Annotated in this window: 22 protein-coding genes and 1 riboswitch; of the genes, 7 read left to right on the top strand and 15 right to left on the bottom strand. The window is 42.8% G+C overall.

Translation table 11 applies throughout. The annotated features are described in order from the left end of the window. The first annotated feature begins 146 nt into the window (after nucleotides 1-146). Nucleotides 147-371, top strand: a complete 225-nt coding sequence (locus H513_RS0114465; RefSeq protein WP_231572136.1) for a NifU family protein — start codon at nucleotides 147-149, stop codon at nucleotides 369-371. Nucleotides 372-390: 19 nt separating this feature from the next. Here H513_RS0114465 and thrB read toward each other — a convergent pair whose 3' ends face one another. The 5 genes from thrB to yutH form a co-directional block, all read right to left on the bottom strand. Beyond that, complete coding sequence (gene thrB, locus H513_RS0114460; protein WP_026801361.1) at nucleotides 391-1,308, bottom strand: homoserine kinase; 918 nt, start codon at nucleotides 1,306-1,308, stop codon at nucleotides 391-393. Then, entirely contained in the window at nucleotides 1,305-2,366 is a 1,062-nt protein-coding gene (thrC, locus tag H513_RS0114455; RefSeq protein ID WP_026801360.1) for a threonine synthase, read from the bottom strand. The genes thrB and thrC overlap by 4 nt, the downstream gene beginning before the upstream one ends. Further along, complete coding sequence (locus H513_RS0114450; RefSeq protein ID WP_026801359.1) at nucleotides 2,367-3,662, bottom strand: homoserine dehydrogenase; 1,296 nt, start codon at nucleotides 3,660-3,662, stop codon at nucleotides 2,367-2,369. A gap of 146 nt (nucleotides 3,663-3,808) precedes the next feature. Next, a complete protein-coding gene (locus H513_RS0114445; RefSeq protein WP_026801358.1) occupies nucleotides 3,809-4,795 on the bottom strand; it encodes a 2-hydroxyacid dehydrogenase in 987 nt (328 codons plus the stop codon). A gap of 48 nt (nucleotides 4,796-4,843) precedes the next feature. Further along, nucleotides 4,844-5,830, bottom strand: a complete 987-nt coding sequence (gene yutH / locus H513_RS0114440; protein ID WP_026801357.1) for a spore coat putative kinase YutH — start codon at nucleotides 5,828-5,830, stop codon at nucleotides 4,844-4,846. Nucleotides 5,831-5,988: 158 nt separating this feature from the next. Here yutH and H513_RS0114435 point away from each other — a divergent pair, with 158 nt between their 5' ends. Further along, the gene (locus tag H513_RS0114435; protein WP_026801356.1) at nucleotides 5,989-6,492 is read left to right on the top strand and encodes a phosphatidylglycerophosphatase A family protein; all 504 of its coding nucleotides are present in this window, start codon (nucleotides 5,989-5,991) and stop codon (nucleotides 6,490-6,492) included. Between the two features lie 28 nt (nucleotides 6,493-6,520). On the opposite strand, the gene H513_RS0114430 is transcribed toward H513_RS0114435, so the two are convergent. After that, nucleotides 6,521-7,288 (bottom strand): TIGR01457 family HAD-type hydrolase, encoded by a 768-nt coding sequence (locus H513_RS0114430; RefSeq protein WP_026801355.1) that lies wholly within the window; start codon nucleotides 7,286-7,288, stop codon nucleotides 6,521-6,523. 26 nt (nucleotides 7,289-7,314) lie between these two features. After that, nucleotides 7,315-7,752 (bottom strand): DUF86 domain-containing protein, encoded by a 438-nt coding sequence (locus H513_RS0114425; protein WP_026801354.1) that lies wholly within the window; start codon nucleotides 7,750-7,752, stop codon nucleotides 7,315-7,317. Nucleotides 7,753-7,908: 156 nt separating this feature from the next. Between H513_RS0114425 and glpX the strand changes: the two genes are divergently transcribed. Genes glpX through H513_RS0114410 form a run of 3 tightly spaced genes read left to right on the top strand, consistent with a single transcriptional unit; the run spans nucleotide 7,909 to nucleotide 9,512 of the window. Then, nucleotides 7,909-8,880: a class II fructose-bisphosphatase gene (glpX, locus tag H513_RS0114420; protein ID WP_026801353.1), complete on the top strand. Its 972-nt coding sequence runs from the start codon at nucleotides 7,909-7,911 to the stop codon at nucleotides 8,878-8,880. A 24-nt stretch (nucleotides 8,881-8,904) separates the two neighbouring features. After that, a complete protein-coding gene (locus H513_RS0114415; protein WP_026801352.1) occupies nucleotides 8,905-9,174 on the top strand; it encodes an SAV0927 family protein in 270 nt (89 codons plus the stop codon). Between the two features lie 50 nt (nucleotides 9,175-9,224). Next, nucleotides 9,225-9,512, top strand: coding sequence for a hypothetical protein (locus tag H513_RS0114410; protein WP_026801351.1), 288 nt, complete (start codon nucleotides 9,225-9,227; stop codon nucleotides 9,510-9,512). 60 nt (nucleotides 9,513-9,572) lie between these two features. Here H513_RS0114410 and H513_RS0114405 read toward each other — a convergent pair whose 3' ends face one another. After that, nucleotides 9,573-9,848: a YutD family protein gene (locus tag H513_RS0114405; protein ID WP_026801350.1), complete on the bottom strand. Its 276-nt coding sequence runs from the start codon at nucleotides 9,846-9,848 to the stop codon at nucleotides 9,573-9,575. A gap of 152 nt (nucleotides 9,849-10,000) precedes the next feature. Between H513_RS0114405 and H513_RS20375 the strand changes: the two genes are divergently transcribed. Further along, nucleotides 10,001-10,711, top strand: a complete 711-nt coding sequence (locus H513_RS20375; RefSeq protein ID WP_051240033.1) for a YhcN/YlaJ family sporulation lipoprotein — start codon at nucleotides 10,001-10,003, stop codon at nucleotides 10,709-10,711. A gap of 211 nt (nucleotides 10,712-10,922) precedes the next feature. Continuing rightward, nucleotides 10,923-11,882, top strand: a complete 960-nt coding sequence (locus H513_RS0114395; RefSeq protein ID WP_026801349.1) for a M23 family metallopeptidase — start codon at nucleotides 10,923-10,925, stop codon at nucleotides 11,880-11,882. Between the two features lie 34 nt (nucleotides 11,883-11,916). Here H513_RS0114395 and H513_RS21700 read toward each other — a convergent pair whose 3' ends face one another. The 7 genes from H513_RS21700 to H513_RS0114360 all read right to left on the bottom strand — a co-directional run. Then, the gene (locus tag H513_RS21700) at nucleotides 11,917-12,006 is read right to left on the bottom strand and encodes a MetS family NSS transporter small subunit (protein ID WP_154655263.1); all 90 of its coding nucleotides are present in this window, start codon (nucleotides 12,004-12,006) and stop codon (nucleotides 11,917-11,919) included. Further along, complete coding sequence (locus H513_RS0114385) at nucleotides 12,006-13,520, bottom strand: sodium-dependent transporter (protein WP_026801348.1); 1,515 nt, start codon at nucleotides 13,518-13,520, stop codon at nucleotides 12,006-12,008. Before H513_RS0114385 ends, H513_RS21700 begins: the two co-directional genes overlap by 1 nt. A 231-nt stretch (nucleotides 13,521-13,751) precedes the next feature. Next, nucleotides 13,752-14,435, bottom strand: coding sequence for a class F sortase (locus tag H513_RS0114380; protein WP_051240031.1), 684 nt, complete (start codon nucleotides 14,433-14,435; stop codon nucleotides 13,752-13,754). A 110-nt stretch (nucleotides 14,436-14,545) separates the two neighbouring features. Then, nucleotides 14,546-16,114, bottom strand: a complete 1,569-nt coding sequence (locus H513_RS0114375) for a Na+/H+ antiporter NhaC family protein (RefSeq protein WP_026801346.1) — start codon at nucleotides 16,112-16,114, stop codon at nucleotides 14,546-14,548. A gap of 178 nt (nucleotides 16,115-16,292) precedes the next feature. After that, nucleotides 16,293-16,477, bottom strand: a riboswitch (Lysine riboswitch). Nucleotides 16,478-16,538: 61 nt separating this feature from the next. Continuing rightward, nucleotides 16,539-17,333 carry a sporulation protein YunB gene (gene yunB, locus H513_RS0114370; protein WP_026801345.1) on the bottom strand — a complete coding sequence of 265 codons (795 nt, stop codon included), beginning with the start codon at nucleotides 17,331-17,333 and terminating at the stop codon, nucleotides 16,539-16,541. Nucleotides 17,334-17,385: 52 nt separating this feature from the next. Beyond that, on the bottom strand, nucleotides 17,386-18,525 hold the full coding sequence (locus tag H513_RS0114365; RefSeq protein ID WP_231572137.1) for an HD-GYP domain-containing protein: 1,140 nt from the start codon (nucleotides 18,523-18,525) through the stop codon (nucleotides 17,386-17,388). A 113-nt stretch (nucleotides 18,526-18,638) separates the two neighbouring features. Continuing rightward, the coding region (locus tag H513_RS0114360) for a transposase (RefSeq protein WP_026801343.1) at nucleotides 18,639-18,920 on the bottom strand (282 nt) is incomplete at its 5' end.

The following is an 18,920-nucleotide window of genomic DNA, read 5'->3' as shown; positions in this document are numbered from 1 at the left end:
AAGTAATTTACAAAACGCACAAAACGCGATAAAATGATAATCGTTCTCAACATAGTAACTGACAACGACGACGATGAAAAATCGATGTAAACATAGATTTTTCGTTGATTCCATTTTATAATAGATATTAAGAAAGGAGAAGATGGATGATGAATGAACAGGTTCAAGAAGTATTGAATAAACTTCGTCCCTTCTTACTACGTGACGGTGGAGACGTAGAACTCGTGGATGTAGAAGAAGGCATTGTACGCCTACGTCTTATGGGTGCTTGCGGAAGCTGCCCAAGTTCGACAATCACTTTGAAAGCTGGGATTGAACGCGCGTTGACCGAACAGGTCCCTGGTATTTACGAAGTAGAGCAAGTCTTTTAATAATGACAGAAGCAGCTGGCTACGATGTGCCAGCTGCTTTTTTATTTGGGATTACTTCAACCCCACTATTGCTTACAGATAGAGGGATCCATTGGAATTGTGGGAAATCCTCTTGCCATCGATTTACCTCATCGATCTTAGCTGGTTCCTTTAGAAGGCTAAGCATCGTTGGACCAGCCCCACTTAGAAATGTCCCGTATGCCCACTCACCCATGTAGTCATAAATACGGTCAAAATGAGGAATGAAGCGTTTCCGATACGGTTGATGAAACACATCCTTCCCCATAAACTCTCCAATCAAGTCGTATCGTTCAGTCATTAAAGCCCCCACAAGTATGTTACTTACCGAGCTTTGATACACCGACTTCTGAAACGCAAATGAAGGAGGTAACGCCTGCCGTGACTGCGTTGTGCTCAATTCATAAGAAGGAACAACAGCCACAAAGGAAGCTCGAGATAAAGGCACACTCACCCATTCAATTTGACCTTCCTCATAATGTGCAACGACTCCCCCACCTACAATGGACGGCACTACATTGTCCGGATGACCTTCATATTCGCTTGCCAATAGTGCTTTGTTTCTATCTGTCAATTGCAGACCTAGCGACTTGTTAGCAAGTTCAATACCGGCTACAATTGCAGCTGCACTGCTCCCCAACCCTCTCGCCATCGGGATCGTACTTGAAATTGACACCCGATAAGGTCGCAAAGTCTTCCCATACCTACAAGCCGTAAATTCAGCAGCTTTATAAATAAGATTATCTGTCCCAGTCGGTAGGTTAGTAAGTGAGGGGGTTTCTGAATGGAAAGCCCATACCTCACTCCGTACAGCAACTACTTCTAAATAAAGATTCAGAGCCACTCCGATTGAATCGAAACCAGGTCCCAAATTAGATGTGCTACAAGGTACAGTGATTACAAGGGAGTCATGTTTCATTGCAGAACTTTCCCTTTGACGGCTGCCTTTACGGATTCATACTCATTTGCAATCACAGTAGAATCAAATGTATGTACATCGACGGCAGTAACAGGGTCCTTAAGACCATTCCCGGTTAGGACAGAAACGACTACTTCTCCTGGCTGGAATTGTTGATTTCTATAGGCTTTGAACACACCTGCTATAGATGCACACGATGCTGGTTCAGCAAAGATTCCCTCGTTTCTCGCCAGCCACTTATAGGCTTCTACAATTTCATCGTCTGTCACTTCACCAATAGACCCAGCGGATTGCTCCGTTGCCTCTACAGCTTGTTTCCAGCTTGCAGGGTTGCCAATTCGAATTGCTGTTGCGAGCGTTTCTGGCTGGTCTATAATTTCATTTCGTACAATCGCAGCAGACCCGCTCGCCTCGAAACCATACATACGAGGCAAACCAGTTCCCTTCTTCTCGTGATACTCTTTAAATCCTTTCCAGTACGCTGTAATGTTCCCAGCATTTCCAACCGGGATAAAGAAGGAATCAGGCGCTCTCTCTAATCCATCACATACTTCAAATGCTCCTGTCTTTTGACCTTCAATCCGATATGGGTTTACAGAGTTTACGAGAGTTAATCCTTCTTCTTCTGCTAGCCGCTTCACAATCGTTAACGCATTATCGAAATTCCCATCTATAGCGTAGATCTCAGCCCCATACATCACCGCTTGTGCTAGCTTCCCTTGTGCAATCTTGCCATTTGGGATGACAATGATGCAACGAAGACCCGCCCTAGCTGCAAAGGCTGCTGCAGACGCGGATGTGTTCCCTGTAGACGCGCATACAACACCAGTTGAGCCTTCTTCCAAAGCTTTCGCCATCGCCATTACCATGCCTCTATCTTTAAATGAACCAGTCGGGTTCGCCCCTTCTACTTTGGCATAGGCTTCAATGTTCAATTCTTTAGAAAGCTTCTCTAAATACATCAAGGGCGTATTTCCTTCGTGAAGCGTCAGCAGAGGTGTATTCTCTGTTATAGGGAGCCATGACTTGTATGCTTGCAGCAGGCCGTTCCATCCCATCTAAGCTCCCTCCCCTTCAATTCGGTAGTAGCTTGAGACCCCTTCAACAACATCTAATTGTTCAAGCCCATTTAAAATTCGTTCTAACTGGTGTTCACTCGCTCTGTGGGTAACCATTACAATTTCGGCTTTTTCATTTGAGACGAGCGGCAATTGAAGAATTTTATCAAAGCTCACTTCATTCTGGGCGAACACGTTTGTAATTTCGAGAAATGTTCCCGTTTGATCCTTCGCTTCTAGTCTTACATAGTATTTGGAAACAACCTCATCCGATGGTTTGAGGCGCTTCTCATACTGTGGAAGGAAGGAAGACTGTCCGGTTACTCCTAAGCGAATGTTCTTTACGACATCCATGACATCTGAAACAACTGCTGTTGCAGTTGGCAGTTGACCAGCACCAGGTCCGAAGAACATCGTCTCTCCTACAGCATCGCCATATACGTACACAGCGTTATATTCATTCTTAACAGAAGCTAAGGGATGATTATTCGCAATGAACGTAGGTTGAACGCTTAGCTCAACTCGTTCTTGGTCCCTGGCAGCAATGCCCACCAATTTCAAGGTATAACCAAGTTGTTCTGCATAGTCGATGTCCCTAGAAGAAAGATTCCGAATTCCCTTTACGCTTACATCCTCTAGTTCCACAGGCATGGAAAAGGCAAGCGTAGCTAATAGGACTACCTTTCTAGCTGCATCAAGTCCATCAACATCAGAAGTTGGATCTGCTTCTGCGAAACCTAACTCTTGAGCTTCTTTCAGTACATCTTCAAAGCTCCTCCCCTCATCCACCATCTTAGTCAAGATGTAATTGGTCGTTCCGTTTAAGATTCCAACAACTTTATGGATTTTATCTGAGGCCAAACCGTCCGTTAGGGAGCGAATAATTGGGATACCACCAGCTACGCTTGCCTCGTATCTTAAATCGCACATATTCTCGTTAGCAATTGCTAATAGCTCTGCCCCGTGCACAGCCATTAAGTCTTTGTTCGCAGTTACAACATGTTTACCTTTCTGCAAGGCACCCTTGATTAATTGGTACGCATCTTCAACGCCTCCCATGACTTCTACAATGAGGTCAATGGAATCATCACCTAGAATATCTTCACGTTGGTCAGTAAGCTTTATTCCATCGGGGACACCCGCTCGTACTTTAGATAAATCAGAAACTAGCACGCCTTTGATTTCAATAGCTGAACCTGTATCGTGCATAATCTTCTCCTGATGATGGTACAGAAGGTGAACAACCCCAGACCCAACTGTTCCTAGCCCACACAATCCTACCTTGATGGAATTCATACGCTTCACTCCTCACCGTCTTTTTAGAGAGTACATTCGTTTTTCTATAATGGACATTATATCGACTCTCTTTCATTTCTACAAGGTATTTTTTAGAATTTACAGATTTTTAAATCAATTATACCACATACAAAAAGAAGCGCTTATCACGTGGATAAGCGCTTCTTCTCAGTAACTGGCGTTTTCGCAACATTCCCGTTAAAGAGTTCAATTAAATTGTCGAGACAGAGTTGAATCATAGCCGTCCTCGTCTCTTCACTAGATGACCCGATATGAGGAAGGGCGACGACATTGTCCAATGAGAGAAGTGGATGAGATGCTCGGATTGGTTCTTGTCTATACACATCCACGCCAGCTGCTTTAATTTCTTTAGCTACAAGCGCATCGTAAAGTGCTTCTTCGTCCACATTCTTGCCTCTTGAAGCATTTATAAAGATAGCGGTATCTTTCATTTTCTGAAAGGCTTGTGTGTTGAACATCTCATGCGTTTCTTCTGTATAAGGAGCCAAACAAACAACATAATCGGATTCAATTAATAGCTCTTCAAAAGTCGCATAGTTTGCTTGAAGCGCTTGTTCGGCTTCTGTGTTTCTTGAGCGGTTGTGATAAAGAATGTTCATATTAAACCCTTTCGCACGCTGAGCAACCGCCTCTCCAATCCGTCCCATGCCTACAATCCCAATCGTTTTATGATGGACGTCTGTGCCTGCTAGTAAATAAGGAGCCCAATTCTTCCATTCATCGTTTCGAACATAGTCGGCGGCTTCAACAATTCGTCGGGCCGTAGCTAACATCAACGCAAAAGTCAAATCGGCTGTTGTCTCTGTTAAGACGTCTGGTGTGTTGGTCACGACCACTTCATTTTCTTCGGCGGATGTTAGGTCAATGTTGTCAAATCCAACTGCAAGATTAGCAACGGCTTTCAGGCCTTTAGCTGTGCCTAGCAGTTCAGACGAGACTTGATCACTTAACATCGTCACCAGCCCGTCAACTTGTTGTGCTTTATCCATAAGAGTTGATGCGTCTACAGGTTGTTCAGATTTGCTCCACATCTCAATATCCAAGATGTTTCGATAAGGAGCAATGACAGACTCGGGTAATTGTCTTGTTATATAAATGGCTGGTTTATTCATCCACTACTACCTCCATAAAACCTCGTGACCGAATATCTACTACACTCGTTAACTCAACCAATGTGGAATGGGGATACGTAATTGCTTCTGGTCAACTCCAAGCTCATGAAAGAAATGCTTTAAAGCAGATTCATACTGGACTTGTTGTTGCATGAGCTCTTTAAATTGGTGCACGAGGCGTGCGTTTTGTTTATCTTCATAAATAATAACTTCTTCTAATCTGTCGAACAAATGGATGGGCATGAGCAATCGGCCGTATATCATCCTCCAAGTAAAGACGGATAGTTGGGAGACGGATTCATATTGCCCAATTAGAGTTCGGATTGCCCTCAACCCATCCTTCCCTTGTTGAAGTAAAATGGTGCGCACTCCTTCAGCCAAATCACGCGCACGATGGTCATATACAAATTCAGTCGGCCATAAAGGCTGATTAAACGTGTCAAATTGGAATCGTTGAAAGGTAACCGTACCCTGGTCCCCTTCTTCATATCGCCAGTCTTGCTCAGTTTCCTGCAAGTACTGAATAGCATTCTCCGTCAGTCCCTCTATGTAAGGGAACGTTTCAATCACGAGACGCTGATAGGAAGAAGAAGGTCGTTCACTCCACTGCTTCTCATATAGCTCATGCCATTTATCCATCTTCTGCTCCCAGAGTGACTTCCATTCTCCATATCGCGACACATATTGAGGTTGATACGGGTATTGTGCACCCAGTTGATGAAGGGAGGCCAACATCTCTAAGCCTTGTTGCATAGATCCATTATGGGGTACAGTATGGACACACATGACTTTCCGGTTCTCATAATCGGATAGTAACTGGCCCTCCTGATTAAAGACAGGCAGTCCTACTTGCTCCATGCCAGCCCCTCTCAGAAACTCTGCTAAGGACCTTTGTTCATAAGCTTCTTCCTTCAGTTCACCAGGTACCGGAACTATAAAGAAGTTCCCATCTGTACTTGAATACCCTTCATATAAGCTGCCATAAACCTTCTGGTAGACATGAATCAGATACGTTTGTTCGAGCCATTCTTTCATTCTGCATCCCCCTCCATCATTGCCTATTACTACAATCTATGTTGAGCCTGTTAAATCCTTTCAAAAAAAGAACGAAACAAAGTATGTTTCCATATACTGAACAAAGGGAATAATAGAAGACAAAAGTTTTACCATCTCAGGGAAGAAAAGGTGATCAGATGACTAAACATGTAATGACTGCACTAGAAAAAAAGGCTAGACAATGGTTGGACGATAGAGGCGTCACCATTGAGGATATTGCAGACCTTGTCTACTATTTACAGTCAAAGTATCACGACAATTTAACGATGGAAGAATGCAAATATAATGTGGAACGTGTTATCTCGAAACGCGAGGTTCAAAACGCCATCTTAACGGGGATCCAGCTTGATGTGTTAGCAGAGAAGAACATGTTGGATGAGCCTCTTCAGTCAACGATTGCTGAAGATGAAAGCCTATATGGGGTGGATGAAATCATCGCCTTGTCCATCGTCAACGTATATGGTTCGATTGGTTTCACGAACTACGGTTATATTGACAAAGTGAAGCCTGGTATTCTGGAGAAATTAAACGACAAATCACATGGGTATTGCCATACGTACCTAGACGACATTGTAGGAGCAATTGCCGCGGCAGCATCCAGTCGCCTCGCCCACAGTGTTACAGACGAAGAAGATGATTAAGAAGGTCGTGCGACGCGCACGACCCTTTTTATTCTATGACCCATTCGCTTAAGTTCTTCACAGTGAAGGTAGGTTGAATCTCTTTAACAATTAAGTCTTCACGGCTCGTGACTCCTGTATGAACGAGTAACGTATCTAAGCCAGCGTTCATGCCAGCTTTAATATCTGTTTCATAGTTGTCGCCCACCATTAACGTTTCTTCTTTTCTCATTCCAAGTTCATCAAGCGCCAACTCCATAATCGTCGATTCAGGTTTCCCTATAAATGTGGGTGATACACCAGTTGTCACCGTAATTACGGAAGTCAGGGAACCGTTGCCCGGAAGCATACCACGCTCTGTGGGGATGGCTATATCTCCATTTGTAGAGAGGAAGGTCGCCCCTTTCCGAACGAGCAGTGCTGCCTTCGCAAGCTTCTCATACGTAATTTCTCTGTCCATACCAATGACTACATAATCGCATTGCTCTTCCCCAAAGGTTAACCCCACCTTCGATAGCGCACTTTGCAATCCCTCTTCACCAATCGCATATACGGTTGCATCAGGCTTTTGACGCTTGATGTACGCAGCAGTTGCCATACTCGAAGTATAAACTTGCTCCTCTGTTGCAGGAATATCATGACTGCGCAATTTCTCTACAACCTGGGATGGTCGCTTGGAGGAATTGTTCGTCACGAACATATAAGGAATCTCTCTGTCTTTCAACTGCTGAACAAATGTTGAAGCTTCTTCAATACGTTCTTCACCACGATACATTGTTCCATCTAAGTCAATTAAATACCCGCTGTAAGTCTTCATGTAAGTAATTCTCCCTCGTCTAATTATTATGAATTCGTAAAGGCTGAAACCGGACCCAACTCGTTATCTAAATAAGAACGAATTCGAGTCGAGAATTGGTTCAGCATGTTGGAATGGTTCATTAATTCGTTTAGCAATTGGTCATGGTCAATTGTCGTATACGATTGAACAAGCTCTTTACGCAACTTTATGTAGGTTTGATAAGGGGTTTGCTCTTCTTCAGGCAATACCTTCTCATCCACTAATATATCAATAATGTCTGAATAACTACCAGGGTCTCTCATAATAAATCCGTCAATCATCATATTCCCTACATCAATAATGGACTCAATCGACACATGAACAAGACGCTCTAAGGCAAGCTTACCATGTTGCGTGTGCGCCATCCCCTCTTCATATTGGCTGAGTACACCATCCAAGTACGTTAACGTTTGCTCAATTGCTTCTCGGTTCACAAAATACATCGTAATTTTCTCCCCTTCTTCAGATTATGTCCTACCTATTCGCTCCATTAAACAACCTAATTCACCTATATTCGACATAATCCGATTTACCATTTAAGTTTTGATGATATTTCTGCTATCATATATAAGGATATTAAAGAAGCGGAGGAGAAGCAATTGGATAGAGAGTTAGCGTTAGAACTTGTTCGTGTAACAGAGGCAGCAGCAATTAAATCTGCCCATTGGATGGGACGCGGCAAGAAAAATGAAGCGGATGATGCCGCTACAACAGCAATGAGAAACGTATTCGATACCGTATCCATGAATGGAACGGTTGTTATAGGCGAGGGAGAGCTTGATGAAGCTCCCATGCTATATATAGGAGAAAACTTGGGTACCGGGGATGGCCCGAATGTAGATATTGCAGTCGATCCATTAGAAGGTACAAATATTGTCGCTAAGGGACACAATAATGCCATGACGGTCATTGCCGCTGCCGAACGAGGTGCCTTACTACATGCTCCTGACATGTACATGCAGAAGCTTGTAGTTGGTGAGAAGGCTGCTGGAAGAGTCCACCTAGATGACCCAATAGAAAAGACGATTGAAATTGTCGCAGAAGCGAATAATAAACGTATTCACGATCTGACCGTGATTATACAAGAACGTCCTCGTCATGACGAAATTGTAAAACGCGTTCAGAATATGGGTGCGCGTGTGAAACTATTTGGCGACGGAGATGTAGGAGCATCCATTGCAACTTGCCTCCCTCAAACAGGCATCGACATTTTCATTGGAATCGGCGGTGCACCAGAAGGTGTTATTTCAGCAGCTGCAGTTAAATCATTAGGTGGAGACATGCAAGCACGCCTCCTCCCTCAAAATGACGAAGAACGTAGCCGTTGCATGGAGATGGGACTTGACGACCCAGAACAGCTCTTAACGATGAATGACCTTGTGAAAAGTGATGATGCCATCTTTGCCGCTACCGGTGTCACAGAAGGTGAATTGTTAAATGGAGTACGATTCCTTGGCGGAGATACAGCGGAAACGCATTCCATTGTAATGCGCTCGAAGACGAGAACCGTCCGCTTCATTCAAGCCAATCATCATTTAGACTTAAAGCCAGACTTACGTGAAGAATCCTAATCCATTCTGAAGGGAGTGCGTACCATGTCCGATGAAATGGAAGTTATTCAAGATGTCATTAAGCAAGCAGACGTTAGGTACATTAGCTTTATGGGAGATATTCAACGCTACGACCTAGCCATCCTCTCCCATGAGCAAAACGAGGAAGAGAAACTTGTCCTAGACCTTCAAGACAATCGCTTCGCGAAAATTGAGCTAGCTAACTTGTATGACGAAGGGTATCTGGAGCACGCTCTCAACTTCTCTCAAATGGAAGCAGAAGAATTAAGAACGTTTATTAAGTCTTACTTATAATGAAACAGCCTCCTTCCGTACACACTAGTGCGGAAGGAGGCTGTTTCTATATGAATAAGAAAGAACATTATTCTGATTTTGCAAATGTTGAAGCTATGCGTAATTATGTGACTCCTGAACAGTTACCTGAAGGCCCTTATGGCGCCCCTCGTAACAAGAAGAAAGCCGTTCTGAACAAAAGCACTCCTTGGCGAGAAGGCCAGCGATCCTACAGTGCCTTTAATTACGAGAATAAATCTTTACACGAAGACTTGCCGAGGCAAGACCCAGCATCACACCCAACCCACGACCATCCGAATCAAGATGTAAAGCCTTCCCAAGAAGAAAATAACCAGTAACATAATTAAAAAAAGGGGGTCACAACTCGACCCCCTTTTTTCTAGTATGAGCTGAATCTCTTACCGATCGATACGTTTCAATACGAAATAGGCACATCCAAAGTTGCAATACTCCAGTAAATAATCATTCAGCGTGCTAATCTTCGTATCGAATGAAGCCTTCGGGTTTTGGTCGTCATAGAACCCTCTTAAACGAAGCTGACCATAACCCCAATCCCCTACAATAAAATCGTATTTCGTTAAAATATCGCTATATCGTTCTTCTAACGTTTCCTGCACGAAACCATTCTTCTCATCATGTATGATTTCATACGTTTTCCCTTGTACTTCAATCACGTTCATCACCTCTATAGTTGCCTCTAGTGTATCATATTTTGAATTGTGTTACCTCTTCATTTCATTCTTGGGCAACATTTTCTAGCATGAAGAACGAAATTTAATCCAACCTATGAATGGGGAAGACCTTTGAATGAACAGGAGGGTATGCGATGAATAAACGACCATGGTTTGCATCAGCTTTGCTTGCAACAGCCCTAATTGCTTCAGGATGTGGGGCTGAAGAAAACGACGAAGCATTCGACATGACCAACCCAAATGAATCCTACAACAAAATCTCTTATGGATTTGGTGACAGAAACAATGAGAACTTCAGCTATACATCAAAAAGTGGTAATGAATATGACAACAACGTCACAAATCGTGTCGGGTATGTGCGATACAATAAAGACCAAGTCGCCAATGATGAATCAGAAAACCGGTACGCAGTGATGGATCGTGAGCAAGCGTCCGATCTAGTGTCACGCATGCTGCTACGAACAAAGGGATTTGAAGATGTTGCGACTGTAGTGACAGATGCTGAAGTGTTAGTCGGGTATAAATATGAAGGAAATCAAAACAAGAATTATGCTGCAGACATTGCCAAGAAAACCGCTCAGTCTGTCTTACCTCGCTACTACGAAGTGTACGTGTCCGATACAGAAGAAACATTTGATGACCTTGAAGCATTAAGCACAAAGAACCTTCAACAGAAAACGTATCGGGACGATGTAGAATCTGTTGTGAAGAAGATGAAGAAATCGCCTCAAGGTGAAGACACTTACAACGATGAAACACGTTCCTTCAAAGACAAACGAGACGTAGCGGATGACGAAGAAATGCGAACCGATGAAATGAAAAATGAAAAACTGAATATGCAATAACAAACTTAGACTGTTGAGATTCTTCTCGACAGTCTTACTTATTGAATCATGCCATGTAACTATAATCATCTTGCTCTCTTGGGATAAAATGGTAATCCGAGCGTTAATTCCTCCTCCTCTTTTAATATTTTCCACCTATGAAATAACTATAGTGACGCAAACTAACATCATTCGAGGAGGTGAGACCCATTTGCTACGATTCTTACTAATCATGACATGCGCCCTTTTCATCGTACCTTACACAGCCATGGCTGCAGAAGATAGTACCGAGAAGAACGAATATGAAGAGCGTATGTCCTTATATAAATCCATTCAGAGTGTCACTCATGTTCCGTGGACGTTCCTTGCTGCAGTAGACCAATACGAGAAGCATATCCATAAAGAACACGCCTCCAACCAATTCATCTCCATAACTATACCAATTGAGAGATGGGCTGGTCCGACAAACCCTTCAAGTCATCATGCACAAGAAGAAGACACAATATCTATATTTAATGGACTTGGGAAAGATGGAGACGGAGATGGCATTGCAGACCAGACAAACGACCTTGATATTCTTTACACAATGGCCTCCTACCTATCCGGATACGGGACAACAGATCAAGATTTGAAGATTGCCGTTTGGAATTACTACCAACGTGACTTATCCGTTCAAGCCATTTCAAATAATGCGAAAGTGTTTGAGACCTTCCAAACAGTAGAACTCACAGAACACCGTTTCCCAGTCCCTCTCTCTTATAACTACAGCTACCGAAGTACGTGGGGAGATGCTCGTGGTTTCGGCGGGAGACGTATACATGAAGGGACAGACATCTTTGCGAATTACGGAGTCCCAGTTCGTGCTACTGCTTACGGCGTCGTAGAGATGAAGGGATGGAACCGATATGGAGGTTGGCGGATTGGCATTCGTGATACAAGTAACACCTATCATTACTTTGCCCATTTAAACGGATTCGAAAAAGGGGTCAAGCCAGGACAGGTTGTCAAACCTGGAGATGTTGTTGGATACGTTGGAGCAACAGGATATGGTCCTCCAGGTACATCAGGAAAGTTCCCCCCTCATTTGCATTATGGTATGTATCGAGACAATGGGCATAGCGAATGGTCCTATGATCCTTACCCACATTTAAGAGCATGGGAAAGAGAAACGAGAAAGTTATTACAGAAATAAGGAGAAGGGGAATCCCCTTCTCCTTTCCTCTTATTTATGATTTTCGAACGGCATGAACAATACTCGCAACTAGACCGCCCCATATGACGACCATACCAACAATCGCAACAATAATCGCCTGCATTATTGGGACACCCCCTTATCTTCCTCATAAGTGACTTCTAAATCATTGTTCGGCCAAGGCTTAATCGTAAATAAAGCGCCAATAAACATGACACCAATCGCAACGACCCAGCCAAAGTAGAATAAGAATTCAATTGGATATCCTTCATAAGCTTCCTTAAGTTCTGTTTGGATATTTTGGAGAAGCATATAACCAAGAACGACCGGTGTGATGCCGCCAACACAGAAGGTCCACCAACCACCTAAACGGATGTCCGATACAGAGTTTGCATGTGCTTTAAGATCTTTCAATGCCTTAGCGAACCAAGCAATAGCTACCACTTCAAACAATCCTGCCATCGCCACCCCGTAAGTGTTAATAAAGTGGTCGACTGTATCCAATAAGACAAGTCCACCTTGACTAGCATAAGCAAGAGAAATAACTGCCGCTATGCCTCCACCCACAAAGACGGATACTTTACGTGATACATTAAACTTCTCGGAAACACCAGCGACGTAAGTTTCAGTGATGGAGATAAGCGACGATAATCCTGCCAGCACAAGCGAAAGGAAGAATAAGATTCCGAACACGTTCGACAAGATTGGCATCTCATTAATAATCTGTGGGAATACCATAAACGCTAGCCCAATTCCACCTGAAACCACTTCTGTAACCGGCTGGTCCACTTGACTCGCCATAAATCCTAACGCTGCAAATACCCCAATACCAGCTAGAAGTTCGAATGAAGAGTTAGCAAAACCAGTAATAAATGCGTTGTTCGTAATATCTGACTTCTTGCTTAGATAAGAGGAATACGTAATCATAATCGCAAATGCAATTGATAAACTGAAGAAGATTTGTCCATAAGCCGCGACCCATACACCCGGTTCGGCAATCTTACTCCAGTCTGGTTGGAAGAATGCCTCAAGACCGACAAACGCCCCATCTAATGTGACTGCACGAATAACAATAATTAAAAATAATACCACTAACGTTGGAATGAAAATCTTGTTGGCAATTTCGATCCCTTTCTTAACCCCTCTAGCAAGGAACCCTAATGTAATCACCCATACGATGACAAGTGGAATCAAAATCTTGTAAACCAATCCACCAAACTGACCAGGGTCTGTCATGTTTAAGAAATCCCCAGTGAAGAAAGCAACGGTGTCAGAGCCCCACGCTCCACTAATAGAGTAATAAGCGTACATCATAGCCCAGGCAATAATAACTGCGTAATACGTCGAGATAACAAAGGATATGCCGATTTGCCACCAACCAATCCACTCAAAGCCTTTGCTTAATCGCCCTAATGACTTAGGAGCTGAACCACGATACTTATGTCCAATTGTGTACTCCATGATTAAAATCGGGATACCGGCTGTTAGTAAGGCAAACAAATATGGAATGAAGAAGGCTCCCCCTCCATTATCATAGGCCGTTGCCGGAAACCTCCAAATATTGCCTAACCCAATGGCCGATCCCATTGCCGCTAGCAAAAACCCAGCTCTCGTCCCCCAACTTCCCCGTTGTTCCATGTCGCTCTCTCCTCTCTTTACTGTCCTTACAGTATGTATTATGCCTGTAAGAACCTATAAATGTTTAAATTTTCTGATATTTATTCGTATTATACCATGAGGGAGAAAATAGACAAGAGCCTGTTTACAACTTTTGTCCTACTTCTTAATCTAAAGAGCAAATGTCAAGTATAAGATAAAAAGAACCTCTACGAACCCATAGAGGCTTTAAAGCACCGGTATACTTCATTATCATTCACTTTCCAACAACTCAGTGTACACCACTAAACGCTCTTCATGACTTCCTAAATCATGATTAAATGTTCCCGTACACGTAATTAAATTTAGCCGTTTCTTCTCCGTCTCACCAAATATCTCTTCTATTGGTGCTTCTGCTGTTACATACCGTTGTAGACGTTTCACAACGTACGTCAATGTTTGTCCATCTTTCCCTTCTATTGTTAGTTCATCGCCTCGTGCTAACTTTTCTAGATCAAAGAAAACAGCCGGTCCTTCTATGCTATCTACATGACCCGCAACAACTGCGTTGCCTGTTTGGCCCGGTTTTACTCCTGGCTCAAACCATCCTATGTCTTCGGTCTGTTCTGGTACACCCATTTGTCCGTTATCAAGTATGCCAACAGCATTCACTTCCGCTTCTACGCTAATTTTAGGAATTGATAACTTGACGGGTGTAATGCCTTTATCGGCCTTCTTCATCTCTTTGGTTAGACTGTATTGGTCAGGTCTGTTCGTTTGATTGGACTTCTCTTCCTTCTCAACTGAAGTTCGATCATCTATAGTCGTAACATGTTGTGATGCTTGTTCGGGACTGGTTATATATCCAAGCTTCGCCCACACATTTGTGTCATACATGAACATGAGGAGTGCTACTAAAGCTACAGTTCCAAAGTAAACTTTCCACTTCTTACTCAAACCACCATACCTCCTTCACCCTTCCTTTATACAGCTATCGAATGAACAAGTAACTTAGATCACTCCATATAAAGAAAAGCCCACATTCGATATGAATGTGAGCTTACTAGTTAAGATGCTATTGTTTCTTTAGATGAGTTGCTTGGTGACGGTGTGAGAAACACGAAGATCGCGACAATCGCCAAGGTAGCAAACAAGGATAACAGCACGCTGCTTGTCAGGGCGAAAATGACGTAACCTACAATTGTACCAACTGCACCAATTAGAGCATAAGGCAGTTGTGTCATCACGTGGTCGATGTGGTTCGAACCAGCACCTGTAGAAGACAGGATAGACGTATCAGAAATAGGAGAACAATGGTCCCCAAATACACTACCTGCTAACACCGCAGCAAGAGATGGTAGGAATACATTCATATCTGTATTCGCGGCAATCTCGCCTGCAATTGGAAGCATCATACCGAATGTGCCCCAAGAGGTCCCGGTTGCAAATGCCATCAAACTTGCGACTAAGAAAATAATTAATGGCAAGTAAGAAGCTGAGATGGAAGATTCACGAACAAGATCTGCCAAATATTCACCTGTGCCAATGGATTCAATTACAGTACCAATCATCCAAGCAAAGACGAGGATATAGATGGCAGGGAGCATCGCCTTTGTTCCTTCCATCAGCACCTTATTAATAGGAGATTTGTTACCGGATAAGGTAAGGTACATGATTAATGCCACAACCACAGATGATACTCCACCTGTAAATAGCGATTGGTTTACATTTGTATTCTTAAAGATATCTAATAAGGAAGCTGCTCCTTCTGTTCCTTGCATCCCAGTGTATATCATCGTACTAACCGTTGCGACAATTAACACGACAATCGGAACAAGAAGATGGGAAATTTTCCCTTTGTCCGTTTCCACAAACTCATTGTTCAAGTCACCTGGAATCGTCTTCGTAGCATCAAACAGTTTTCCTTCTTCCATAGCGAGGTTCTCATGCTTCTTCATGGAACCAATATTGTAAGAGCGAAGTACAGTAAGGAAAACAAGGAACATGGCTGCGAACACATACAAGTTCATTGGAATCATCTTAACAAAGGCTTCAAATGAGCTGTATTCTGTAATATTATTTGGTGTTAACACCTGCGTTCCGATGATACCGATAATAAACGCTCCCCAGCTTGAGATTGGGGAAATCACCGTAATTGGAGCAGACGTTGAATCGATGATATACGCAAGCTTTGCTCTTGAAACCTTGTAACGGTCTGTTAATGGACGAGCAACTTGACCAACAGCAAGGCTATTGAAGTAGTCATCGATGAAGATTACAATCCCTAGGAATGCAGGTACGAGTTGTGCACCCTTACGAGATTTCACTCGTCGAATCGCCCAATTACCAAAGGCAAGACTTCCTCCAGATGCTGTCATAAATGCTGTCGTAATTCCTAACAGTATGAGGAAAAGAAACAGTTGAATGTTTCCGACGGCTAAACCGTCTTGTATTGAGTAAAAAATGGTGTAGAAATTCTCCCAGATACTCTTTAGCGTCGCAAGTACATTAAAATCATGTAACATAAGTGCACCAACAACAATACCGGACCCTAAAGATAAGATGACACGTCTTGTCAGAAGTACAAGTACGAGCATCACGAGAGGTGGAATTAATGAATAAACTGTTCCTTCCATGATGTTCCCTCCAATGGTTGTTTGAATTGGATCTTCCCAAGCTTTGGGAAAAGGAACGAGGAAGCATGAAGGTACCGTAGGTGTGGTAGAAATGTGAGGAACATACAAAAAGGGTAATGATGAAGAAAATAACCCATCATTACCCGCAACGTTGCACGTAATATTGTTATCCTCCATCTCGATCAGTAGCGCTCCATGCAATCCAATCGTTCGGCTTGCATGACAGTGAGTCCCTTATTCAAAGAAACACCAGCATGTATAAGCGGACACCCATACACACTTCGGCAAGTAGCCCTTTCACCACCCTTCAACGTTGTCATCCTCGGAGTAGTTACTGATACTAAATGCGCCTCTACCTCATCGATATGATAAGGTTTAGATTAAATTTTAATAAGTCATGAAATATATTATCACGTTGAGCGCATTATGGCAAGATTGAATCTTGGATTGGTATAGAAGGCGTAATCCCTCCGTTTGTCCCATTTCCATTATAGAAGTCTGGAACGACTCCATTTACGATTCTGAAATCAACTGGGATACTTGTATTCACTGTCGCAGTTCTAGTGGAGAACGGGATAACAATACTCACATTCGCTTCAAGCTCAATTGAGAGGGTAATCATGACTCCATTAATTCCGTATTCTACCATATCGTAGTTAAAGTCCGATTGAACATCTCCAATTACCTTAAAGTGAACCGGCACCTCTGGACCAAGATTTGCTAATAGACTTATATTCGTGGCTTGCCCGATTGGAATTCTAGCAACAGTCGGGTCCTCTTCTATGCCGTCAATCGTGTTGCTCTCCTCAGGGTCTACTTCAATATCAAGGCTACTATCAGGAGAAACGCCTTGCCCTTCTGTTTCTAGTCGCTTCAAGTAGTTTTGGACTCGGAAAGTGGTATTTCGCAACACTCGGTTCACTACGACCGTATTCCACCCAATCGTAACGATTTTCCCATTTTGGTCCGTCTCAATCTTTATGAGTTCATCTGATCCTAAGTCTTCCGCAATTCGTTTATTTACTGCTTCATTAATGGCTTCCCTAGCGAATTGTTTCGTCCTTGTTTCTGCAATGCTCATTAAAGTTGGTTCAATACCTTGATTGATTACCCAAATCCCTCCAAACGTGCTAAGAATAAAGAAAACAAGCGTTACAACGAAGATTTGTTTAGCTGGAGGTGGTCCAATTGATTTAGGTTTCTTGTTAAATGAGCCCATAAAAATCCCCCTCACTAGACTATATGCATGTCTTTTGAGGGGTTTGCCTTCTTTATGAAGTTTGTTGAACGAGCGTTGTTTCACATTCTTTCACAATTACATTTAGATGCTTGCTTAAATCAAATAAATAAGGTTGCCGCAATCGTTGTTGGTGATGTTCAAGTACACGTACAATTGGTCTGTCAGACACTTGATTATTTTGTTGGAACACGACGCCACTCTTGCCATCACTTAAATGAACGGTGAGACCATTCGGATAAAGGGCAATGCTTCGACGGAAATGTTGAATCATTTCATAATCGAATAACGTATCAGCGCCTGCGTACAGCACTTCCATTCCTTCATGAGGCAGCATGGCTCTTCTGTAGACACGATTGCTCGTCACTGCATCAAATACATCTGCAATTCCGATAATCTTAGCGTATAGATGAATATCATCCGCCTCGATTCCACGAGGGTACCCTGTACCGTTGAGACGTTCATGGTGTTGATAGGCACAGTGTGCAGATACGAGCGGGATATTTGGTGCCTTACGCAACATATTAAACCCTGTTGTCGTATGTTGCTTGATAATTCCATACTCTTCATCGGTTAATCGACTAGGCTTAAACAGAATCTCTTTCGGTGTAAACATTTTCCCTACGTCATGGAGCATTGCTCCAAAGCCAATTTGTTCAAGTTGGTTGCGATTCAGTCCCATTTCCATACCAAGCGCAAGAGAATAAACCGTTACGTTCACAGAATGACTAAAGATATAGTTGTCATAGCTGAATACGTCACTTAATAAAGTGACGACTTCATTATGCTTCTGAATATCTTCTATAATTGAGCGAACCGTACTCCCCATGGATTCAGCTGTACGGTTCGTAATAAAGGATTTAATGTAATCCGGGCTCTCCTTCATCATTTGAAAGGTAGTTTCAATTTGATTCATTGCTTCTTGACGCCGTTCGTCTGAGATGGAAGATGTCACTTCGATATCAGACGTATGCTCATCTTCTATGTACACATATGTTACGTTTAGTTCTGATAACCTAGCAATCATACGCTTCGTTAGTGGGGTTCCTGCTTGTACCAATATCCTGCCCCGGTCGTTGTAGATTGCTTTCGCTAAATAATCGTCCGTTGTCAGTGATGACGTCGAAATCAGTCGCATCCAATCCCCAACCTTGTCGTATTCTAGTACTTTCATTATATACTAAACCTCTTGTAAGAAAATAGTACAAACTCATGACAATCCTAAGGAATTTTCACAATAAAAAGGTTCTAAGTCAATTGTTGGGGTAGGAGGCAAACTCCTGCCCCTTAACCAACTTGAAAGTCTTTTGTATGTTTGTATTGATGATGCAGAAGAATCTTCAATCGGAAACGGTCATACCTTCGGAATCCGAACGCATCTCGCTTAATAACCTTCGTTTGATTGTTCAACCCTTCTACGAATCCATTGCTATAGTTGAACGCAAAGCTGTTCAAAATCTCTGGTTGCCAGTTCTTCAACGTTTTTATCCCCTGACTAAACTCCGAAAGCCCAGCTTGATTCACTTTCTCATAAAAGGCATGCAAAGCTTCTTTAACCTGTGAAGGTTG

Origin of the sequence: Pontibacillus halophilus JSM 076056 = DSM 19796 (assembly GCF_000425205.1) — a bacterium.
Lineage (GTDB): Bacteria > Bacillota > Bacilli > Bacillales > BH030062 > Pontibacillus_A > Pontibacillus_A halophilus.
This window is presented reverse-complemented; position numbering and strand designations above follow the sequence as displayed.